Source organism: Kitasatospora sp. NPDC089913, assembly GCF_044748625.1.
Taxonomy (GTDB): Bacteria; Actinomycetota; Actinomycetes; order Streptomycetales; family Streptomycetaceae; genus Kitasatospora.
In genome coordinates this window covers 182000-198717 of record NZ_JBIVGI010000008.1, presented here as the reverse complement: position 1 = coordinate 198717, position 16718 = coordinate 182000, and the positions used below count along the sequence as shown (strand labels likewise).

The 16718-nt window shown below is 74.7% G+C and carries 15 protein-coding genes; 12 read left to right on the top strand and 3 right to left on the bottom strand.

Annotated features, from left to right (window positions below; all coding sequences use genetic code 11):
- Nucleotides 1-17: 17 nt before the first annotated feature.
- The 8 genes from ACIPYS_RS15575 to ACIPYS_RS15540 all read left to right on the top strand — a co-directional run bounded on the left by ACIPYS_RS15575 (nucleotide 18) and on the right by ACIPYS_RS15540 (nucleotide 8654).
- Nucleotides 18-1130, top strand: coding sequence for a quinone-dependent dihydroorotate dehydrogenase (locus tag ACIPYS_RS15575; RefSeq protein ID WP_093862863.1), 1113 nt, complete (start codon nucleotides 18-20; stop codon nucleotides 1128-1130).
- 46 nt (nucleotides 1131-1176) lie between these two features.
- Nucleotides 1177-2010: an orotidine-5'-phosphate decarboxylase gene (gene pyrF, locus ACIPYS_RS15570; RefSeq protein ID WP_093862864.1), complete on the top strand. Its 834-nt coding sequence runs from the start codon at nucleotides 1177-1179 to the stop codon at nucleotides 2008-2010.
- Nucleotides 2011-2380: 370 nt separating this feature from the next.
- On the top strand, nucleotides 2381-2707 hold the full coding sequence (gene mihF, locus ACIPYS_RS15565) for an integration host factor, actinobacterial type (protein ID WP_030056187.1): 327 nt from the start codon (nucleotides 2381-2383) through the stop codon (nucleotides 2705-2707).
- 49 nt (nucleotides 2708-2756) lie between these two features.
- On the top strand, nucleotides 2757-3314 hold the full coding sequence (gmk, locus tag ACIPYS_RS15560; protein WP_043471804.1) for a guanylate kinase: 558 nt from the start codon (nucleotides 2757-2759) through the stop codon (nucleotides 3312-3314).
- Between the two features lie 39 nt (nucleotides 3315-3353).
- A complete protein-coding gene (rpoZ, locus tag ACIPYS_RS15555; RefSeq protein WP_030240625.1) occupies nucleotides 3354-3620 on the top strand; it encodes a DNA-directed RNA polymerase subunit omega in 267 nt (88 codons plus the stop codon).
- Between the two features lie 164 nt (nucleotides 3621-3784).
- A complete protein-coding gene (gene coaBC, locus ACIPYS_RS15550) occupies nucleotides 3785-5020 on the top strand; it encodes a bifunctional phosphopantothenoylcysteine decarboxylase/phosphopantothenate--cysteine ligase CoaBC (protein ID WP_400746519.1) in 1236 nt (411 codons plus the stop codon).
- Between the two features lie 152 nt (nucleotides 5021-5172).
- Nucleotides 5173-6381 (top strand): methionine adenosyltransferase, encoded by a 1209-nt coding sequence (gene metK / locus ACIPYS_RS15545; RefSeq protein ID WP_093862866.1) that lies wholly within the window; start codon nucleotides 5173-5175, stop codon nucleotides 6379-6381.
- Between the two features lie 122 nt (nucleotides 6382-6503).
- On the top strand, nucleotides 6504-8654 hold the full coding sequence (locus tag ACIPYS_RS15540) for a primosomal protein N' (protein ID WP_400746516.1): 2151 nt from the start codon (nucleotides 6504-6506) through the stop codon (nucleotides 8652-8654).
- Nucleotides 8655-8800: 146 nt separating this feature from the next.
- Here ACIPYS_RS15540 and ACIPYS_RS15535 read toward each other — a convergent pair whose 3' ends face one another.
- Nucleotides 8801-9562 (bottom strand): hypothetical protein, encoded by a 762-nt coding sequence (locus ACIPYS_RS15535; RefSeq protein ID WP_400746513.1) that lies wholly within the window; start codon nucleotides 9560-9562, stop codon nucleotides 8801-8803.
- Between the two features lie 240 nt (nucleotides 9563-9802).
- Between ACIPYS_RS15535 and def the strand changes: the two genes are divergently transcribed.
- The 3 genes from def to ACIPYS_RS15520 all read left to right on the top strand — a co-directional run bounded on the left by def (nucleotide 9803) and on the right by ACIPYS_RS15520 (nucleotide 12970).
- A complete protein-coding gene (gene def, locus ACIPYS_RS15530; protein ID WP_320443365.1) occupies nucleotides 9803-10348 on the top strand; it encodes a peptide deformylase in 546 nt (181 codons plus the stop codon).
- Nucleotides 10349-10400: 52 nt separating this feature from the next.
- On the top strand, nucleotides 10401-11432 hold the full coding sequence (fmt, locus tag ACIPYS_RS15525) for a methionyl-tRNA formyltransferase (RefSeq protein ID WP_400746510.1): 1032 nt from the start codon (nucleotides 10401-10403) through the stop codon (nucleotides 11430-11432).
- 71 nt (nucleotides 11433-11503) lie between these two features.
- Nucleotides 11504-12970 (top strand): RsmB/NOP family class I SAM-dependent RNA methyltransferase, encoded by a 1467-nt coding sequence (locus ACIPYS_RS15520; RefSeq protein WP_400746507.1) that lies wholly within the window; start codon nucleotides 11504-11506, stop codon nucleotides 12968-12970.
- 290 nt (nucleotides 12971-13260) lie between these two features.
- On the opposite strand, the gene ACIPYS_RS15515 is transcribed toward ACIPYS_RS15520, so the two are convergent.
- Nucleotides 13261-14241: a LysR family transcriptional regulator gene (locus ACIPYS_RS15515; RefSeq protein WP_093862871.1), complete on the bottom strand. Its 981-nt coding sequence runs from the start codon at nucleotides 14239-14241 to the stop codon at nucleotides 13261-13263.
- A 551-nt stretch (nucleotides 14242-14792) separates the two neighbouring features.
- Here ACIPYS_RS15515 and ACIPYS_RS15510 point away from each other — a divergent pair.
- Complete coding sequence (locus ACIPYS_RS15510) at nucleotides 14793-15680, top strand: DUF6597 domain-containing transcriptional factor (RefSeq protein ID WP_400746503.1); 888 nt, start codon at nucleotides 14793-14795, stop codon at nucleotides 15678-15680.
- On the opposite strand, the gene ACIPYS_RS15505 is transcribed toward ACIPYS_RS15510, so the two are convergent.
- Nucleotides 15656-16660, bottom strand: coding sequence for a hypothetical protein (locus ACIPYS_RS15505; RefSeq protein WP_400746501.1), 1005 nt, complete (start codon nucleotides 16658-16660; stop codon nucleotides 15656-15658). The two genes, ACIPYS_RS15510 and ACIPYS_RS15505, sit on opposite strands and share 25 nt — an antisense overlap.
- Between the last annotated feature and the right edge of the window lie 58 nt (nucleotides 16661-16718).

The following is a 16718-nucleotide window of genomic DNA, read 5'->3' as shown; positions in this document are numbered from 1 at the left end:
TGCCCTGGGAGGATCTTGTGTACAAGCTGCTGTTCGACCTCGTGTTCAAGAAGATGGACCCGGAGAAGGCCCACCACCTGGCCTTCTTCTGGATCCGGCTGGCTTCCTCGGTGCCCGGCCTGCGCGGCCTCGTCCGGCTGGTGCTCGCCCCGCGCGACCGGGCGCTGCGCACCGACGCCCTCGGCCTCGCCCTGCCCGGCCCGTTCGGCCTCGCGGCCGGCTTCGACAAGAACGGCGTCGGCATCGACGGTCTGTCGATGCTCGGCTTCGACTACGTCGAGATCGGCACCGTCACCGGCGAGGCGCAGCCCGGCAACCCGCAGCCGCGGCTGTTCCGGCTGGTCGAGGACCGCGCGCTGATCAACCGGATGGGCTTCAACAACCAGGGCTCGGCCCGGGTCGCCGCCCGGCTCGCCGCGCGCCCGCACACCAGCTCCACCCCGGTGGTCGGTGTCAACATCGGCAAGACCAAGCTGGTCGAGGAGGCCGACGCGGTCGCCGACTACGTGAAGTCCACCGAGCGGCTGGCCCGCTTCGCCGACTACCTGGTGGTCAACGTCAGCTCGCCGAACACCCCCGGGCTGCGCAACCTCCAGGCCGTCGAGCACCTGCGCCCGCTGCTGAGCGCCGTGCGCGAGGCCGCCGACCGGACCACCCCGCACCATGTGCCGCTGCTGGTCAAGATCGCCCCCGACCTGGCGGACGAGGACATCGACGAGGTCGCCGACCTGGCCCTGGAACTGGGCCTGGACGGCATCATCGCGACCAACACCACGATCGGCCGCGAGGGCCTGCGCAGCGACGCCGCCCGGGTCGCGGAGATCGGCATGGGCGGCCTGTCCGGCGCCCCGCTCAAGGAGCGCGCGCTGGTGGTCCTCCAGCGGCTGCGCGCCCGTACCGGCGGCCGGCTGACGCTGGTGTCGGTCGGCGGCATCGAGACCGCCGAGGACGCCTGGCAGCGGATCGTGCACGGCGCCGACCTGGTGCAGGGCTACAGCGCCTTCGTCTACGAGGGCCCGTTCTGGTGCCGGCGCGTCCACAAGGGCCTGTCGGCGCGCCTGCGGGCCGGCGGCTTCCGCAGCCTGGCCGCGGCGGTCGGCAGCGCGGTCGACGACCGCACGGCCGCCTGAGCCCTCCCCCCACGCCTCTTCTCCCACGCCCCTCCGGAAGGACGTCATGACCCTCGCCCCCTTCGGCGCCCGGCTGCGCCACGCCCTCGACACCCGCGGCCAGCTCTGCGTGGGCATCGACCCGCACGCCTCCCTGCTCGCCGCCTGGGGTCTGGAGGACACCGTCGCGGGCCTGGAGACCTTCAGCCGCACCGTGGTCGAGGCGCTGGCCGACCGGGTGGCCGTGCTCAAGCCGCAGGCCGCGTTCTACGAGCGCTTCGGCTCCCGGGGCGTCGCCGTCCTGGAGCGCTCGGTCGAGGAGGCCAGGGCGGCCGGCGCGCTCGTCCTGATGGACGCCAAGCGCGGCGACATCGGCTCCACCATGGCCGCCTACGCGGAGGCCTTCCTGGCGCCCGGCAGCCCGCTGTTCTCGGACGCCGTCACGGTCAGCCCCTACCTGGGCTTCGGCTCGCTGCGCCCGGCGCTGGACCTGGCGAAGGCGAGCGGCGCGGGCGTGTTCGCGCTGGCGCTCACCTCCAACCCGGAGGGCGCGGAGGTGCAGCGCGCGGTCGGCGCCGGCGGGGAGCCGGTCGCCGCCTCGGTGCTGCGGCAGCTGGCCGAGGAGAACGCCGGGGCCGAGCCGCTGGGCTCCTTCGGCGCGGTGGTCGGCGCGACCCTGGCCGACGCCGGGGTGGACCTGGCGATCAACGGTCCGCTGCTGGCCCCCGGCATCGGGGCGCAGGGCGCGACGATGGCCGATCTGCCGCGGGTGTTCGGCGGCTCGGTGCGCAATGTCGTCCCGAGCGTCAGCCGGGACGTGCTGAAGCACGGTCCCTCGGTGGAGGCGCTGCGTTCGGCTGCCGACCGTTTTGTCCAGGAGTACGCCGAAGCGGTCAAGTAGCGGTCAAGTAGCGGGCGGCGTCGCGGGGTTCGTCCCGGCGGACGCTCCGCAGCACCCCCGTGACGGGTTGCGACGGGGAGGACGGGGCGGCGGCCCGACGTGAGCGCCGTCACATCGGTGCCGCCAAAGCTTCGCAATCACGGTCATTTTGCCCCGGAAAGTCCTGGTCGGCCTTGGCTGACCAGGACTTTTCGTGTTCTTTTCCTGACGCGGCGCCGCAATCCGGGTAGTGTCCGGCGATAGGTCATCGAAGAGCCGCGAATACTGCTGCTCTCGCAGGTCAGGGGCGGCGCGTCGCTCTCTGGCCGATGCCCTGGGAACCACAACAGTCCTAGTTCAATCCCTTCCATCCACACCTGAGGTGAACGGCGTGGCTCTTCCGCCCCTTACCCCTGAACAGCGCACCGCCGCGCTCGCGAAGGCCGCCGAGGCTCGCCGGGAGCGCGCCGAGGTCAAGAACCGGCTCAAGCACTCCGGCGCCTCCCTGCACGAGGTGATCAAGGCCGGCAAGGCCGACAACGACGTGATCGGCAAGATGAAGGTCTCCGCCCTGCTGGAGTCCCTGCCGGGCGTGGGCAAGGTTCGTGCCAAGCAGATCATGGAGCGGCTCGGCATCTCCGAGAGCCGCCGTGTCCGTGGTCTCGGAACGAACCAGATCGCCTCCCTGGAGCGGGAGTTCGGCGGCGGTGCCGCCTGACCGTGCCCCCGTGGTCCCAGGATCGCCCGCGATCCGGGATAATCGGTGCATGAGTGAGCGTCCGCGGCTGACCGTGCTCTCCGGCCCCTCGGGGGTCGGCAAGAGCACGGTCGTCGCTCATATGAGGAAGCAGCACCCCGAAGTCTGGCTCTCGGTGTCGGCGACGACCCGCCACCCGAGGCCGGGCGAGCAGCACGGGGTCCAGTACCACTTCGTCGACAACGACGAGTTCGACAAGCTGATCGCCAACGGTGAGCTGCTGGAGTGGGCCGTGTTCGCGGGCAACCGCTACGGCACCCCCCGGGCGGCGGTCCAGGAGAAGCTGGAGCGCGGCGAGCCCGTGCTGCTGGAGATCGATCTGCAGGGCGCCCGCCAGGTGCGCGAGTCCATGCCCGAGGCGCAGCTGGTCTTCCTGGCTCCGCCGAGCTGGGACGAGCTGGTCCGCCGGCTCACCGGCCGGGGCACCGAGCCGCAGGACGTGATCGAGAAGCGGCTGGAGGCCGCCAAGATCGAACTGGCGGCCGAGCCGGAGTTCGACACCACCCTGGTCAACACCTCCGTCGAGCAGGTGGCCACCGAACTGCTAGCCTTGCTCGGTGTAGGCTGACCTGTTGTCTTTTTTTCCACCCTTTCGGAAGGTTTTCGCGTGTCCTCTTCCATGACCGCGCCCGAGGGCATCATCAACCCGCCGATCGACGAGCTGCTTGAGGCCACCGACTCCAAGTACAGCCTGGTCATCTACGCGGCCAAGCGTGCGCGTCAGATCAACGCGTACTACTCCCAGCTCGGCGAGGGCCTGCTGGAGTACGTCGGCCCGCTGGTCGACACCCACGTGCACGAGAAGCCGCTGTCGATCGCGCTGCGCGAGATCAACGCCGGCATGCTGACGGCCGAGGCGATCGAGGCCGCCTGAGGCGTCCCCGCCCGTGCGGAAGGGCCCGTCGGAGTTCGCTCCGACGGGCCCTCCGTCATGTCCGGACGCTCACGGCGCTCCGACGGGGTGCCGCTGCGCGGGTGATCGTCGGCGGGTCGTAGGGTTGGCGGGCATCTGGGACCGCCACGAGGAGAGCAGGCGACATGAGCGGCAGCACGGAGCGGACGGGCGCACCGCGCGTCGTCCTCGGCGTCAGCGGCGGCATCGCCGCGTACAAGGCGTGCGAGCTGCTGCGGAGGTTCACCGAGTCCGGCCACCAGGTCACCGTGGTGCCCACCGCGGCGGCGCTGCACTTCGTCGGCGAGGCGACCTGGGCGGCGCTCTCCGGCCGCCCCGCGGCCACCGAGACCTGGGAGAACGTGCACGAGGTCCCGCACGTGCGGATCGGGCAGAACGCCGACCTGGTGGTGGTCGCCCCGGCCACCGCCGACCTGATGGCCAAGGCCGCCCACGGCCTCGCCGACGACCTGCTCACCAACACCCTGCTCACCGCACGCTGCCCGGTGGTGCTGGCGCCCGCGATGCACACCGAGATGTGGGAGCACCCCGCCACCCGGGAGAACGTCGCCACGCTGCGCCGCCGGGGCGTGATCGTGCTGGAGCCGGCCAGTGGCCGGCTGACCGGCAAGGACACCGGCAAGGGGCGGCTGCCCGAGCCGGCCGCGATCTTCGACGCCTGCCGGGCCGTGCTCCGGTACGGCGGCGAGCGGGCCGACCTGGCCGGTCGGCACGTGGTGGTCTCGGCCGGCGGCACCCGTGAGCCGCTCGACCCGGTGCGCTTCCTCGGCAACCGCTCCTCCGGCAAGCAGGGCTACGCGCTCGCCGCGACGGCCGCGGCCCGCGGTGCCCGTGTGACGTTGATCTCGGCCAACGCGGGACTGCCCGACCCGGCCGGGGTGGACGTGGTCCGGGTGGTCACCGCGCTGGAACTGCGGGAGGCGGCGCTGAAGGCCGCCGAGGACGCGGACGCCGTGGTCATGGCCGCTGCGGTGGCCGACTTCCGGCCCGCGGCCTATGTCACCGGCAAGATCAAGAAGGTCGACGGCGTCGAACCGGAGCCGGTCGCGCTCGTCCGCAACCCCGATGTGCTCGCCGAGCTCTCCGCCCGCCGCACCCGTTCGGGCCAACTGGTGGTGGGATTCGCGGCGGAGACCGACAACGTCCTCGCCAACGGCCGGGCCAAGCTCGCGCGCAAGGGCTGCGACCTGTTGGTGGTCAACGAGGTGGGGGACGGAAAGGCCTTCGGGCAGGACGTCAACGAGGCCGTGGTACTGGGCGCGGACGGCAGTGAGACCGCCGTTCCGGTGGGCCCGAAGGAGGCCCTCGCGGACGTCGTCTGGGACCTGGTCGCGGAACGGCTGGATCTGCGCGCCCATTGATCTCGAGGGGTGGGCATTCGGTCTTCGATTCCGGAATCACGTGACGTTTCTCGGAAGCCGACCGTTACACTCCAGGAATCAAGTCTTTCCGGAAGTCCCCGGTTCCGACCGGGGCCTTTCAGTCAGCAGCCGCTGCAACCCCAGGGAGCGCTGTGTCTCGCCGCCTGTTCACCTCGGAGTCCGTGACCGAGGGACACCCCGACAAGATCGCTGACCAGATCAGCGACACCATTCTCGACGCTCTCCTCCGTGAGGACCCGACCTCCCGGGTCGCGGTGGAGACGCTGATCACCACCGGCCAGGTGCACGTGGCCGGCGAGGTGACCACGAAGGCCTACGCGCCGATCGCGCAGCTCGTCCGGGACAAGATCCTGGAGATCGGCTACGACAGCTCCAAGAAGGGCTTCGACGGCGCCTCCTGCGGCGTTTCCGTCTCGATCGGCGCGCAGTCGCCGGACATCGCCCAGGGCGTCGACACCGCGTACGAGGCCCGGGTCGAGGGCGACGAGGACGATCTGGACCGGCAGGGCGCCGGCGACCAGGGCCTGATGTTCGGCTACGCGTCCGACGAGACGCCCGAGCTCATGCCGCTGCCGATCACGCTGGCCCACCGCCTCTCGCGCCGCCTCACCGAGGTGCGCAAGAACGGGACCATCCCGTACCTGCGCCCCGACGGCAAGACCCAGGTCACCATCGAGTACGACGGCGACAAGGCCGTCCGCCTCGACACCGTGGTGGTCTCCACCCAGCACGCGAGCGACATCGACCTGGAGTCGCTGCTCACCCCGGACATCCGCGAGTTCGTCGTGGAGCCGGAGCTGAAGGCGCTCGCCGAGCAGGGCATCAAGCTGGTCACCGAGGGCTACCGCCTGCTGGTCAACCCGACCGGCCGGTTCGAGATCGGCGGCCCGATGGGCGACGCCGGCCTCACCGGTCGCAAGATCATCATCGACACCTACGGCGGCATGGCCCGTCACGGCGGCGGCGCCTTCTCGGGCAAGGACCCGTCCAAGGTGGACCGCTCGGCCGCGTACGCGATGCGCTGGGTGGCGAAGAACATCGTCGCCGCCGGCCTCGCCCGCCGCGCCGAGGTGCAGGTCGCGTACGCGATCGGCAAGGCCGAGCCGGTCGGCCTGTTCGTGGAGACCTTCGGCACCGAGACCGTTCCGGTCCTCGCGATCCAGAAGGCCGTCACCGACGTGTTCGACCTGCGTCCGGCCGCGATCATCCGCGACCTGGACCTGCTGCGCCCGATCTACTCGCAGACCGCCGCGTACGGCCACTTCGGCCGTGAGCTGCCGGACTTCACCTGGGAGCGGACCGACCGGGTGGAGCAGCTGAAGAAGGCCGTCGAGGCCTGATCGGCTCATAGGATCGTTTGACGGCAGGTGGTGGCCGCCCGGACTCCGGGCGGCCACCACCTGCCGTTTTGTCGGTGGACCCGCCGCCGTTCTGTCGGTGGGACCTGGTAGGACTGGGTGCGATGAGCAGCAGGCAGGGGAGTGGCGGGGACGGCGGGGTGGCGGGCGAGGAGAGCGGGGAGGTCGAGGGCGCGGAGGCGACCGGCGGGGAGGCCGGGGCGCCGGAGCAGCTGGCGTTCATCCGGGAGACGGTCCGGCGGGCCAAGCCGCGCAGCTGGCGCGGAGCCAAGCGGGCCGAGCACCTGCCGGTGGCCCGGGTGGTCGTCGACAAGGGCGTGCTCACCATCGACAAGTTCTTCGACTACGAAGTGCCGGCCGCGATGGCGGAGGAGGCCCAGCCCGGTGTCCGGGTCAGGGTCCGCTTCGGCGCGCGGGTGGTCAAGGGTCAGCGCGAGGGCGGGGAGCTGCACGACGGCTTCGTCGTCGCCCGGCTGGAGAAGAGCGACTTCTCCGGGCCGCTGGCCCCGCTCGCGCAGGTCCTCTCGCCCGAACCGGTGCTCACCCCGCAGCTGCTCCGGCTCTGCCGCACCGTCGCCGACCGGTACGCCGGCACCCTCGCCGACGTCCTGCAGCTCGCCGTGCCGCCCCGGCACGCCAAGGCGGAGGCCGAGCCGTCGCCGCCGTCGCCGCCCCGCCCGGACGCGCCCGCGCCCGGCGGCTGGTCCCGCTACCCGGCCGGACCGGACTTCCTGGCCTCGCTGGCCGGCGGCGGGGCGCCGCGCGCGGTCTGGACGGCCCTGCCCGGCCCCGGCTGGCCGTACGAGATCGCCCGGGCCGTCGCGGCCACCCTGGCGAGCGGGCGCGGCGCACTGGTCGTCGTGCCCGACGGCCGGTCGGTGGCCAGGGTCGACCGGGCGCTGACCGAACTGCTGGGCGAGGGCCGGCACGCCGTGCTGGCCGCCGACCTCGGCCCGCGCGAGCGCTACCGGCGCTGGCTCACGGTCAGCCGGGGCTCGGTGCGCGCCGCCGTCGGCACCCGGGCGGCGATGTTCGCGCCCGTGCACGACCTCGGGCTGGTGGTGGTCTGGTCCGACGGCGACTCCAGTCACTGCGACCCGCGCGCCCCGCACCCGCACGTGCGCGAGGTCGCCCTGCTGCGCGCGGCGGACGAGGGCGCGGCGGTCCTGCTCGGCGGGCACGTGGTCACCGTCGAGGGCGCCCAGCTGGTGCGGACCGGCTGGGCCAGGGCGCTGACCGCCGAGCGGGAGACGGTCCGCCGGACCGCGCCCCGGGTCCGCACCGTCACCGACCTCGACCAGCACCGGGACGCCGCCGCGCAGGCCGCCCGGCTGCCCTCGATCGCCTGGGAGGCCGCCCGCGAGGGCCTGGCCGCCGGTGGTCCGGTGCTCATCCAGGTGCCCCGGCGCGGCTACGTGCCCCGGCTGGCCTGCGGGCGCTGCCGCACGCCCGCCCGCTGCCGGCGCTGCGAGGGCCCGCTGGAGGCGGCCGGGGCCGACGCACCCCTGCACTGCGGATGGTGCGGCGAGGAGGAGCGGGAGTGGCACTGTCCGGAGTGCGGGTCGTTCCGGCTGCGGGCGCAGGTGGTCGGCGCCCGGCGGACGGCCGAGGAGCTGGGCAAGGCGTTCCCCCGGGTCCCGGTGCGGACCTCCGGGCGGGACGCGGTGCTGACGACCGTGCCGGACGAACCGGCGCTGGTGATCTCCACGCCCGGGGCCGAGCCGGTGGTCGAGGGGAGCGGCGGGTACGCGGCGGCGCTGCTGCTGGACGGCTGGGCGCTGCTCGGCCGCCCCGACCTGCGGGCCGGGGAGGAGGCGCTGCGGCTCTGGCTGGCCGCCGCCGCGCTGGTCCGGCCGGCCGGGGAGGGCGGAACGGTGGTGGTGGTCGCCGAGCCGACCGCACGGGCGGTGCAGGCGCTGGTGCGCTGGGACCCGCTCGGGCACGCCGGGTTCGAGCTGGACGAGCGGGCCCAGCTGCACTTCCCGCCGGTGGCGCGGATGGCTTCGGTGACCGGCAGTCCGGCGGCGGTGGCGGACCTCCTGAACCTGGTCCGGCTGCCGCAGGACGCGGACGTGCTCGGACCGGTGCCGGTGGCGGCGCTGCGGGGCGAGGAGCAGGAGCGGGCGCTGCTGCGGGTGCCGCCCGGGCAGGGGGCCGCGCTGGCGGCGGCGTTGAAGGCGGCCCAGATCGCGCGGATCGCGCTGCGGACGCCGGAGGTGGTGAAGGTGCGGATCGATCCGACGGACATCGGCTGAGGGGCGGGGTCCGGCGGGGGTGTGTCCGGTGGCGCGGCCGGTGGTGCGGTGGTGGGCGGTGCGGTGGTGGTCGGTGTCGCCGGACGGCGGGTGAGGGGCGCGGCGTCGGCGCGTCCGCGGCCCTCACCCGCCGTCCGGGTGGTGCGTCAGCCGCGCAGGGGCACGCCGGAGCGGTCCAGTGCGCCGCGGTCGACGGGGGTGCGGTCGACGGGCGCGCGGTCGGCGGCGGTGCGGTCGGCGGTGCCCCGGTCGAGCGCGCTGCGCTCCAGGGCGGTGCGGTCGAGACCGCCCTGGCGGGCGGCCGGGACGGTCGCGGCCAGCCCGGTCGGGGCGGGGGAGCGGTCGCGCTCCACCGCCGGGTGGGCCGGGGCGGCGTGGCCCGGCGTGCTGTGACCCGGAGCGCTGTGGCCCGGAGCGCCGTGGGCCGGCGGGAGGCCGGCCGCGGCGTGCTGCGGGGTGTGGGTCGCGGGGTGCGGCGCGGAGTGGCCGGAGAGCTCCTCGGAACGGTCCGGGCGGCTCGGGTTGGGCACCGTCCCGCCCGCCGCCAGCAGTTCGCCGGTCGGCCGGCGCATGCCGTAGCGGCGGTGCACCGCCTGCTTGGTCACCCCGAGGGCCGAGCCCACCGAGTCCCAGGAGAACCCCAGCGCGCGGTCGAACTCGACCGCCGCCGCCACCAGCGTCTCCACGCTCTCCCGCAGCTCCTGCGCCAGCCGCACCGTCGGCGCGGGGGCTCGTCCGTACACCACGAAGCCCGCGGAGGTGCTGGGGCGACGGGGCCGGTAGACGTTGCCCAACTGGGCGGTGAGCGTCCGCAGCGCGTCGACCTGCCGCCTCACCCGCTCGATGTCCCGCACCAGCAGGTGCAGGCTCGCCCGCGCCCGGGCGTCGTGGTTGATCTGCTCGGCCATGGCCTACGTGCCGCCTTCCGTACGGTTCACTCGACCGGAGCGCCCTTCCCGCGCGCTCCGGCCACGGTCAATCCCCCTTGACCAACGCCGGACCGGCCACCGGGGTCACGCAGCCGGGGTGAGCGGGATATGCCAGAACCTCGTGCGGGGGGATTGCATAGACTTGCCGACGGCCGCGCGCACCGCCCGGCCCGCCCGTTCCCAGCAGCCGGCACCCCGACGGACAAGGAGCCCGTGCCCGTGGCGATCCAGCCGATCCGAATCTTCGGAGACCCTGTCCTGCGCGCCACCGCCCAGCCCGTCACCACCTTCGACAAGGAACTCCGCACCCTGGTCGGGGACCTCACCGAGACCATGCTCGACGCCCCCGGCGCCGGTCTGGCCGCGCCTCAACTCGGCATCTCGCTGCGGGTGTTCACCTACCACGTGGACGGCGTCACCGGGCACCTGATCAATCCCGACCTGTCGCTCAGCGAGGAGGAGCAGGAGGGCCCCGAGGGCTGCCTGTCGCTCCCCGGTCTGCGCTACGACACCCGGCGCGCGTACGGGGTGGTCGCGCGCGGCTTCAACATGTACGGCGACCCGGTCACCGTCGAGGGCACCCAGCTGCTGGCCCGCTGCATCCAGCACGAGACCGACCACCTGGACGGCATCGTCTTCATCGACCGCCTCGACCCGGAGCAGCGCAAGGCCGCGCTCAGGGCGATCCGGGAGACGGACTGGGGTTCCGGCCCGGTGCCGGTGGTCAAGGTCTCCCCGCACAGCACCTTCGGCGCGGCGCGCTGAGCGTCGGACCGATCACGAACTACGTCAACTCCGTACTGCAGAAAGGCACTTGATGCGCCTCGTGTTCGCCGGCACCCCCGAGGTCGCCGTTCCCGCCCTGGACGCCCTGCTCGCCTCCGACCGGCACGAGGTCGTCGCGGTGGTCACCCGCCCCGACGCCCCCTCCGGCCGGGGCCGCAAGCTCGTCGCCAGCCCCGTCGCCCAGCGCGCCGAGGAGGCCGGGATCGAGGTCCTCAAGCCGGCGAGGCCGAGCGACCCCGACTTCGTCGCCCGGCTCACCGAGCTCGCGCCCGACTGCTGCCCGGTCGTCGCCTACGGCGCCCTGCTGCGCCCCGGCACCCTGGAGATCCCGAAGCACGGCTGGGTCAACCTGCACTTCTCGCTGCTCCCCGCCTGGCGCGGCGCCGCACCCGTCCAGCACGCGGTGATGGCCGGCGACGAGGTCACCGGCGCGTCGACCTTCCTGATCGAGCAGGGACTGGACTCCGGCCCGGTCTACGGCGTGATCACCGAGGAGGTCCGCGCCGCCGACACCAGCGGCGACCTCCTCGGCCGGCTCGCGCACTCCGGTGCCCGGCTGCTCGCCGCCACCATGGACGGCATCGCCGACGGCAGCCTGCACGCCGTACCGCAGCCCGCCGAGGGCATCACCCTCGCCCCGAAGATCACCGTCGAGGACGCCCGGATCGACTGGACCGCGCCCGCCCTGCGGGTCGACCGGGTGGTGCGCGGCTGCGCCCCCGCGCCCGGTGCGTGGACCGAGTTCCGCGGCGAGCGGCTCAAGGTCACCGGCCCGGTCACCCTGGTGCCGGCCTCCGCCGAGCTCGCCCCGGGCGAGCTGGCCGTCGGCAAGAACAGCGTCCGGGTCGGCACCGGCAGCCACGAGGTCGAGCTGGGCGAGGTGCGGCCGCAGGGCAAGAAGGCCATGCGGGCGGCGGACTGGGCGCGCGGCGCGCGGATCGAGTCCGGCGAGCGCCTGGGCGAGCGCCCCGCCGTCGGCGGCTCCGGCGCGAGCACCGACGCCGGGACGAGCACCGACGGCGGGACGAGCACCGACGGCGGCGCCGGCGCGAGCACGAGCTGAGCCCGCGCGCATTTCGCGTTACTGTTCGAGAGATCAAGACATAACCTCCGTAGCACCTTGAGGCACATCCCATGAGCACGTCCAGCAGCAATTCCGGCACCACCTCCGGCGCGTCCGGCGGAAAGCGCGCCCCGCGCCCGCACCGGCGCCCGAAGAAGGACCCCGCGCGGATCGTCGCCTTCCGCGCCCTGCGGGCCGTCGACGAGCGCGACGCCTACGCCAACCTGATCCTGCCCTCGCTGCTCCGCGAGGCCGAGCAGAAGGGCATGGACCGGCGCGACGCGGCACTCGCCACCGAGCTGGTCTACGGCACCCTCCGGCTCCAGGGCACCTACGACGCGGTCATCGCCGCCTGCATCGACCGCCCGCTCAGCAAGGTCGACCCGCCGGTCCTCGACGTCCTCTCGCTCGGCGCCCACCAGCTGCTGACCACCCGCATCCCCAGCCACGCCGCCGTCTCGGCCACCGTCGAACTCGCCCGGGCGGTGCTCGGCGACGGCAAGGCCAAGTTCGTCAACGCCGTGCTGCGCCGGATCAGCGCCCACGACCTGGACACCTGGCTGGAGCAGGTCGCCCCGCCGTTCGACAAGGACGCCGAGGACCACCTCGCCGTCGTGCACTCCCACCCGCGCTGGGTGGTCGCCGCCCTCTGGGACTCGCTCGGCCGCTGGCAGCCCGGCGCCGCCGGGCGCGAGGCGATGGAGGAACTGCTCCGCGCCGACAACGAGCGCCCCGAGGTCACCCTGGTGGCCCGGCCCGGGCGGATCGCCGTCGGGGAGCTGGCCGAGACCCTGCCCGAGGCCGAGCCGGGCCGCTGGTCCCCGTTCGCGCTGCGGCTCGCCGAAGGCGGCGACCCGGGCTCGCTCGCGGCCGTGCAGGACAACCGGGCCGGCGTCCAGGACGAAGGCAGCCAGCTGGTCGCCCTCGCCCTCGCCACCGCGCCGCTGGACGGCCCGGACCGACTGTGGCTCGACGGCTGCGCCGGTCCCGGCGGCAAGGCCGCCCTGCTCGCCGCGCTCGCCGCGGAACGCGGGGCCGCGCTGGTCGCCAGCGAGAAGCAGCCGCACCGCGCCCGCCTGGTCGCCCGCGCCCTGGCCGGCAACCCCGGCCCGTACACCGTGATCGCCGCCGACGGCACCCGTCCGGCCTGGAAGTCCGGCGGCTTCGACCGGGTGCTCGTCGACGTGCCGTGCTCCGGCCTCGGCGCCCTGCGCCGCCGCCCGGAGGCCCGCTGGCGCCGCCGGCCGGCGGACGTCGCCGCCTTCGGACCGCTCCAGCGCGACCTGCTGCGCTCGGCCGTCGAGGCCACCCGGATCGGCGGCGTGGTCGGCTACGCCACCTGCTCGCCGCACCTCGCGGAGACCAGGGCGGTCGTCGACGACGTGCTGCGGGAGGAGGGCGGCCGGGTCGAGTGGATCGACGCCCGCCCGCTGCTGCCCGGTGTGCCGGCGCTCGGCGACGGCCCCGACGTCCAGCTCTGGCCGCACCTGCACGGGACGGACGCGATGTACCTGGCTCTGCTGCGCCGCACGGCGTAGCGGCGCTCGCGGGGCGCTCGCCGACCCGCCGCACGGTGTGGGGGGGTCGCGGCGGCATGTGCTCGGCGACCCACCGCACGGCTCCTCGGCCGGAGCCGTGCGGCACACCGCGACGGGCGATCACCGCCCGCGACCGCTCCACGTCGTCGGTGCGGTGCAACTCGGTGCGGAGCGCCCGGCGCAGCCGGTCCCGCGGAACCGCTGCTGCGGCCCCGGCCGGGCCGCTCGCCCCGGCCGGGCCGCTCGCCCCGGCCGGGCCGCTCGCCCCGGGCCGGACCCGGCCCGGGTGTTCAACGGGCACTCAGGACCGGGCGGTTGGCACCGAGGAACGCGTCGGCCGGGGGCAGGCCGATGGTGCGGCGGGGGGCACCGGCCCGGGCGGTGACGACGCCGCGGACCAGCTCGCGCAGCCAGCGGTGGCCGGCGTCCTGGTCGTTGCGCGGGTGCCAGGCCATGGTCAGCGTCACCTCGGGCATGGGCACCGGGAGCGGGAAGGTGCTCAGGCCGAGGGCCTCGGCCGCCCGGGTGCCCAGCCGCGCCGGGGCGAGGCCGACCAGGTCGCTGTCGCGGAGCAGGAAGAGCGCGGCCGGATAGCTCGGCACGCTGGCGACGACCCGCCGGGAGAGGCCGACCTCGGCCAGCCGCTGGTCGATCGGCCCCTGACCGCGGCCGTTGCGGGAGACCGCGAGATGGTCGGCGGTGGCGAACTCCTCGGCGGTGGGCGGTGCGCCGACGGTCAGCGGGTGTCCGGCGCGGGCGATGCCCACCAGACCGGAGGTGGCGAGCGGTTCGGTGCGGGTCTCCGGGTCGAGGTGGTCCGTCACGCCGACCTCCAGGTCGATCACGCCGTCCCGCATCGCGCTGGCGCCCTCCGGGTGGTCGCTCAGGAAGCGCAGGGTGACGGCCGGGGCCTGGGCGCGGACCGTCTCCACCAGGGTCGCGCCGATGGTGGTGAGGAGGACGTCCCCGGTCTGGAGGGTGAAGCGGCGGTTCAGGTCGGCCGGTTCGGCAGCGGCGCGCGGGACCAGCAGCGACTGGCCCCGGCTGACCAGCGCCCTGACCTCCGCCCGTAGTTCCACCGCGCGCGGCGTCGGCACCAGCCCCCGTCCGGCCCGGACCAGGAGCGGATCGCCGAGCACCCGGCGCAGTCGCCCTAGCGTGCGACTCATGGCCGGGGCCGAGGTGTGCAGCCGCTCTGCGGCGCCTGTCACGCTGCCCTCCTCCAGCAGGGCGTCCAGGGCGACGAGCAGGTTGAGATCGAGGTCCGGCATGGAGTTCTCCGCTGGTGGTCGGTCGGCTGGGTGGGGGTGGTGGGGGCGGGGATGACCAGAAGTGGAAGCAGTGCTGACCAAGGGTTCCGTGGGGAGGCATGACGACTCGTCATCTACCGTCGATCGTGACAACTCCCCTTTGGAGTGAAGGATCTGACGTGATGATTGACAATGACATGTTGGTGATGGCCTGCCAAGGAGGCCGTGTGCCGACCTTTCGTCCGGCCGACGGCGCACGCCGGCCGCACCGGCCCGGTGAGCTGCTCGGGCGCCCGGCGTCCCGGCCGGGGTGACGCCCCCCCGCGTGACCGGCCGGCCCGGCGGCGGGGGCGCGGAAGTGGTGACGGTCGGTCCGGATCATCGGACGGTGGTACATACCAATGGACCTGCGCCGGAGCGCGCCCCGGGTGAACGGGCGGGCGCGGCGGGCGGTGGCGGTGGCGGTGGTGATGTGGCGGTGGTGGTCGCGGTCGCGGTCGGTGCGGTCGTGGTCGGTGCGGGTGCCGCCTTGGCGGTGGCGTCCGGGCCGGTGTCCGGGTGAGAGTGGGAGGGTGGGTTCCTCCTTGTACGCGGAACGGCCGCCCGCCGCCGCTCCTGGGCGGCAGGTGGCCTGTGTCTGGGTCCGGCGGAACACCGCGGGGCCGGAGTACGGGCAGCTCGTCGTGCCGGACGGCTGTGTGGACCTGGTGTGGTCGGCGGCGGGGCTGGAGGTGGTCGGTCCGGACCTCGCGCCGCGGACCGTGCCGGTGCCGGGCGGGGCCGAGCTGGCCGGGGTGCGCTTCCGGCCCGGCGCGGCCGGGCTGCTGCTGGGGGCGATGCCGGTGCGGGAGCTCTGCGACCTCCAGGTGCCGCTGGCCGAGGTGGTCGGTGGGGGGGCGGAGCGGCTCGCGGAACGGCTCGAAGGTCGGCTCGCGGGGCGGACTCCGGAGCGGTGCGCGGAGGGGCGGGCGGAGCGGTGCGGGGAGTGGGGTGGGGAGTGGGGCGATGAGTGGCGCGCCGGGGTGCGCGGGCCGGCGGATGCCGCGGCCGTGCTGGACGCCTTCGTGGCCGCGCGGGTGCCCGGGTGGTCGCCGGACCGGCTGGTCGAGCGGGCGGTGACCGTGCTGGGGCGCCCGGAGCGGGTGCGGCTGCCGGAACTGGCGGCGGAACTCGGGCTGTCGGAGCGGCAGTTGCGGCGTCGGACGACGGACGCGGTCGGTTACGGGCCGAAGACCCTGCACGCGGTGCTGCGGTTCCGGCGGGCGGTGGCCTGGGCGCGTTCGGGCGGTTCTGCCGGTGCCGGTGCTGTGCCGGAGCTGGCGGCGGTGGCGGCTCGGGCCGGGTACGCCGATCAGGCGCACCTCACGAGGGAGGTGCGCCGCTGGTCGGGGTTGTCGCCGACGGTTCTGCTGGGCCGGGCCGCCGCGCGGCCCGGTCAGGCGCCCCCGGGAGCGTCGTAGGCGCGCAGGGTCAGCAGCGCCTGGAGCGTGACACCCGGGCGGGCCTCGGACTCGGTGCTCGCCGACCAGCGTGCCCAGTGGATCGGCCAGCCGCCGTCCGACTGCTGTTCGGCGGCGAGGTGGTCGAGCCCGCGGGCGAGTTCGGCGGTGCTGAACCACCGGCGGGCCAGGCTGTCCGGCCGGCGGGCGTAGTCGTGCGGGAGGTGGTGCTCGTCCGGTGCGTAGCCGGGGGAGATCCGGGAGTCCTCGGGCCGGGCCGGGTCGAGCAGGACGATCCGCTGCTCGCGGACCAGCGCGCCCAGCCGGGCGGCCTCCCGCCCGGCCCAGACGGTGTCCGGCGCGGCGTCGAGGAAGCGGATCGCGGCGCCCGCCTCGTACGGGTGGGTCTCGCGGAGGTTCTCGACGGCGGCGCGGCAGAAGGCGGTCGCGGCGGTGAGCCACGGGTGGACGATGCCCCGGCGGAGCAGCGGGGCGACGATCTGGCCGGTGGACAGCAGCGCGCCGACCGGCGGCCGGCCCTCCTCGGGCACCGGCACGAACGGCGGGTGCGGGTAGCGGCGCAGGCTCGGCAGGACGACGGGCACGCCGCCGTCGGGGGCGGCGACGCCCGCCAGCCAGTCGCAGACCGCCCGGGCGCGGGCCTGGTCCAGCGCCCCGGCCTCCTCCAGGACGAGCAGTGCGCCCGGGACGGCGATGGGCTGGGCGGCGGGCCCGCGCACGTCCGGTTCGAGGCCGTAGGCGTAGCCGCCGTCGGCGGTGCGGTGGGCCTCGAGGGCGGCGAGGACGCCGCCGGGGTCCCCCGCGGAACTTCCGACGGGGTTGCCGGCGGGACTTCCGACGGGGTCACCGGCGGAGTCGCTCTCGCCGCCGAACAGGTGGGCGAAGCGCCGCTGTTCGAGGACGCGGCCGGAGGTCCAGAGGAACGCGGCGGCGGCGTCGAGACGGTCCCCGGTGAGGCGTGCGGTGCGGGTGCGGGTCATGACTCGACCGTAGGCGGGCCGGGGGCGGCCGTCTTGAACGATTCGGACGCGGGCGCGG

Excerpts from the sequence above, each read along its gene's own strand:
- pyrF (WP_093862864.1), top strand. The coding sequence starts at position 1,177 with ATGACCCTCGCCCCCTTCGGCGCCCGGCTGCGCCACGCCCTCGACACC.
- gmk (WP_043471804.1), top strand. The coding sequence starts at position 2,757 with ATGAGTGAGCGTCCGCGGCTGACCGTGCTCTCCGGCCCCTCGGGGGTC.
- coaBC (WP_400746519.1), top strand. The coding sequence starts at position 3,785 with ATGAGCGGCAGCACGGAGCGGACGGGCGCACCGCGCGTCGTCCTCGGC.
- ACIPYS_RS15540 (WP_400746516.1), top strand. The coding sequence starts at position 6,504 with ATGAGCAGCAGGCAGGGGAGTGGCGGGGACGGCGGGGTGGCGGGCGAG.
- ACIPYS_RS15535 (WP_400746513.1), bottom strand. The coding sequence starts at position 9,562 with ATGGCCGAGCAGATCAACCACGACGCCCGGGCGCGGGCGAGCCTGCAC.
- fmt (WP_400746510.1), top strand. The coding sequence starts at position 10,401 with ATGCGCCTCGTGTTCGCCGGCACCCCCGAGGTCGCCGTTCCCGCCCTG.
- ACIPYS_RS15520 (WP_400746507.1), top strand. The coding sequence starts at position 11,504 with ATGAGCACGTCCAGCAGCAATTCCGGCACCACCTCCGGCGCGTCCGGC.
- ACIPYS_RS15515 (WP_093862871.1), bottom strand. The coding sequence starts at position 14,241 with ATGCCGGACCTCGATCTCAACCTGCTCGTCGCCCTGGACGCCCTGCTG.
- ACIPYS_RS15505 (WP_400746501.1), bottom strand. The coding sequence starts at position 16,660 with ATGACCCGCACCCGCACCGCACGCCTCACCGGGGACCGTCTCGACGCC.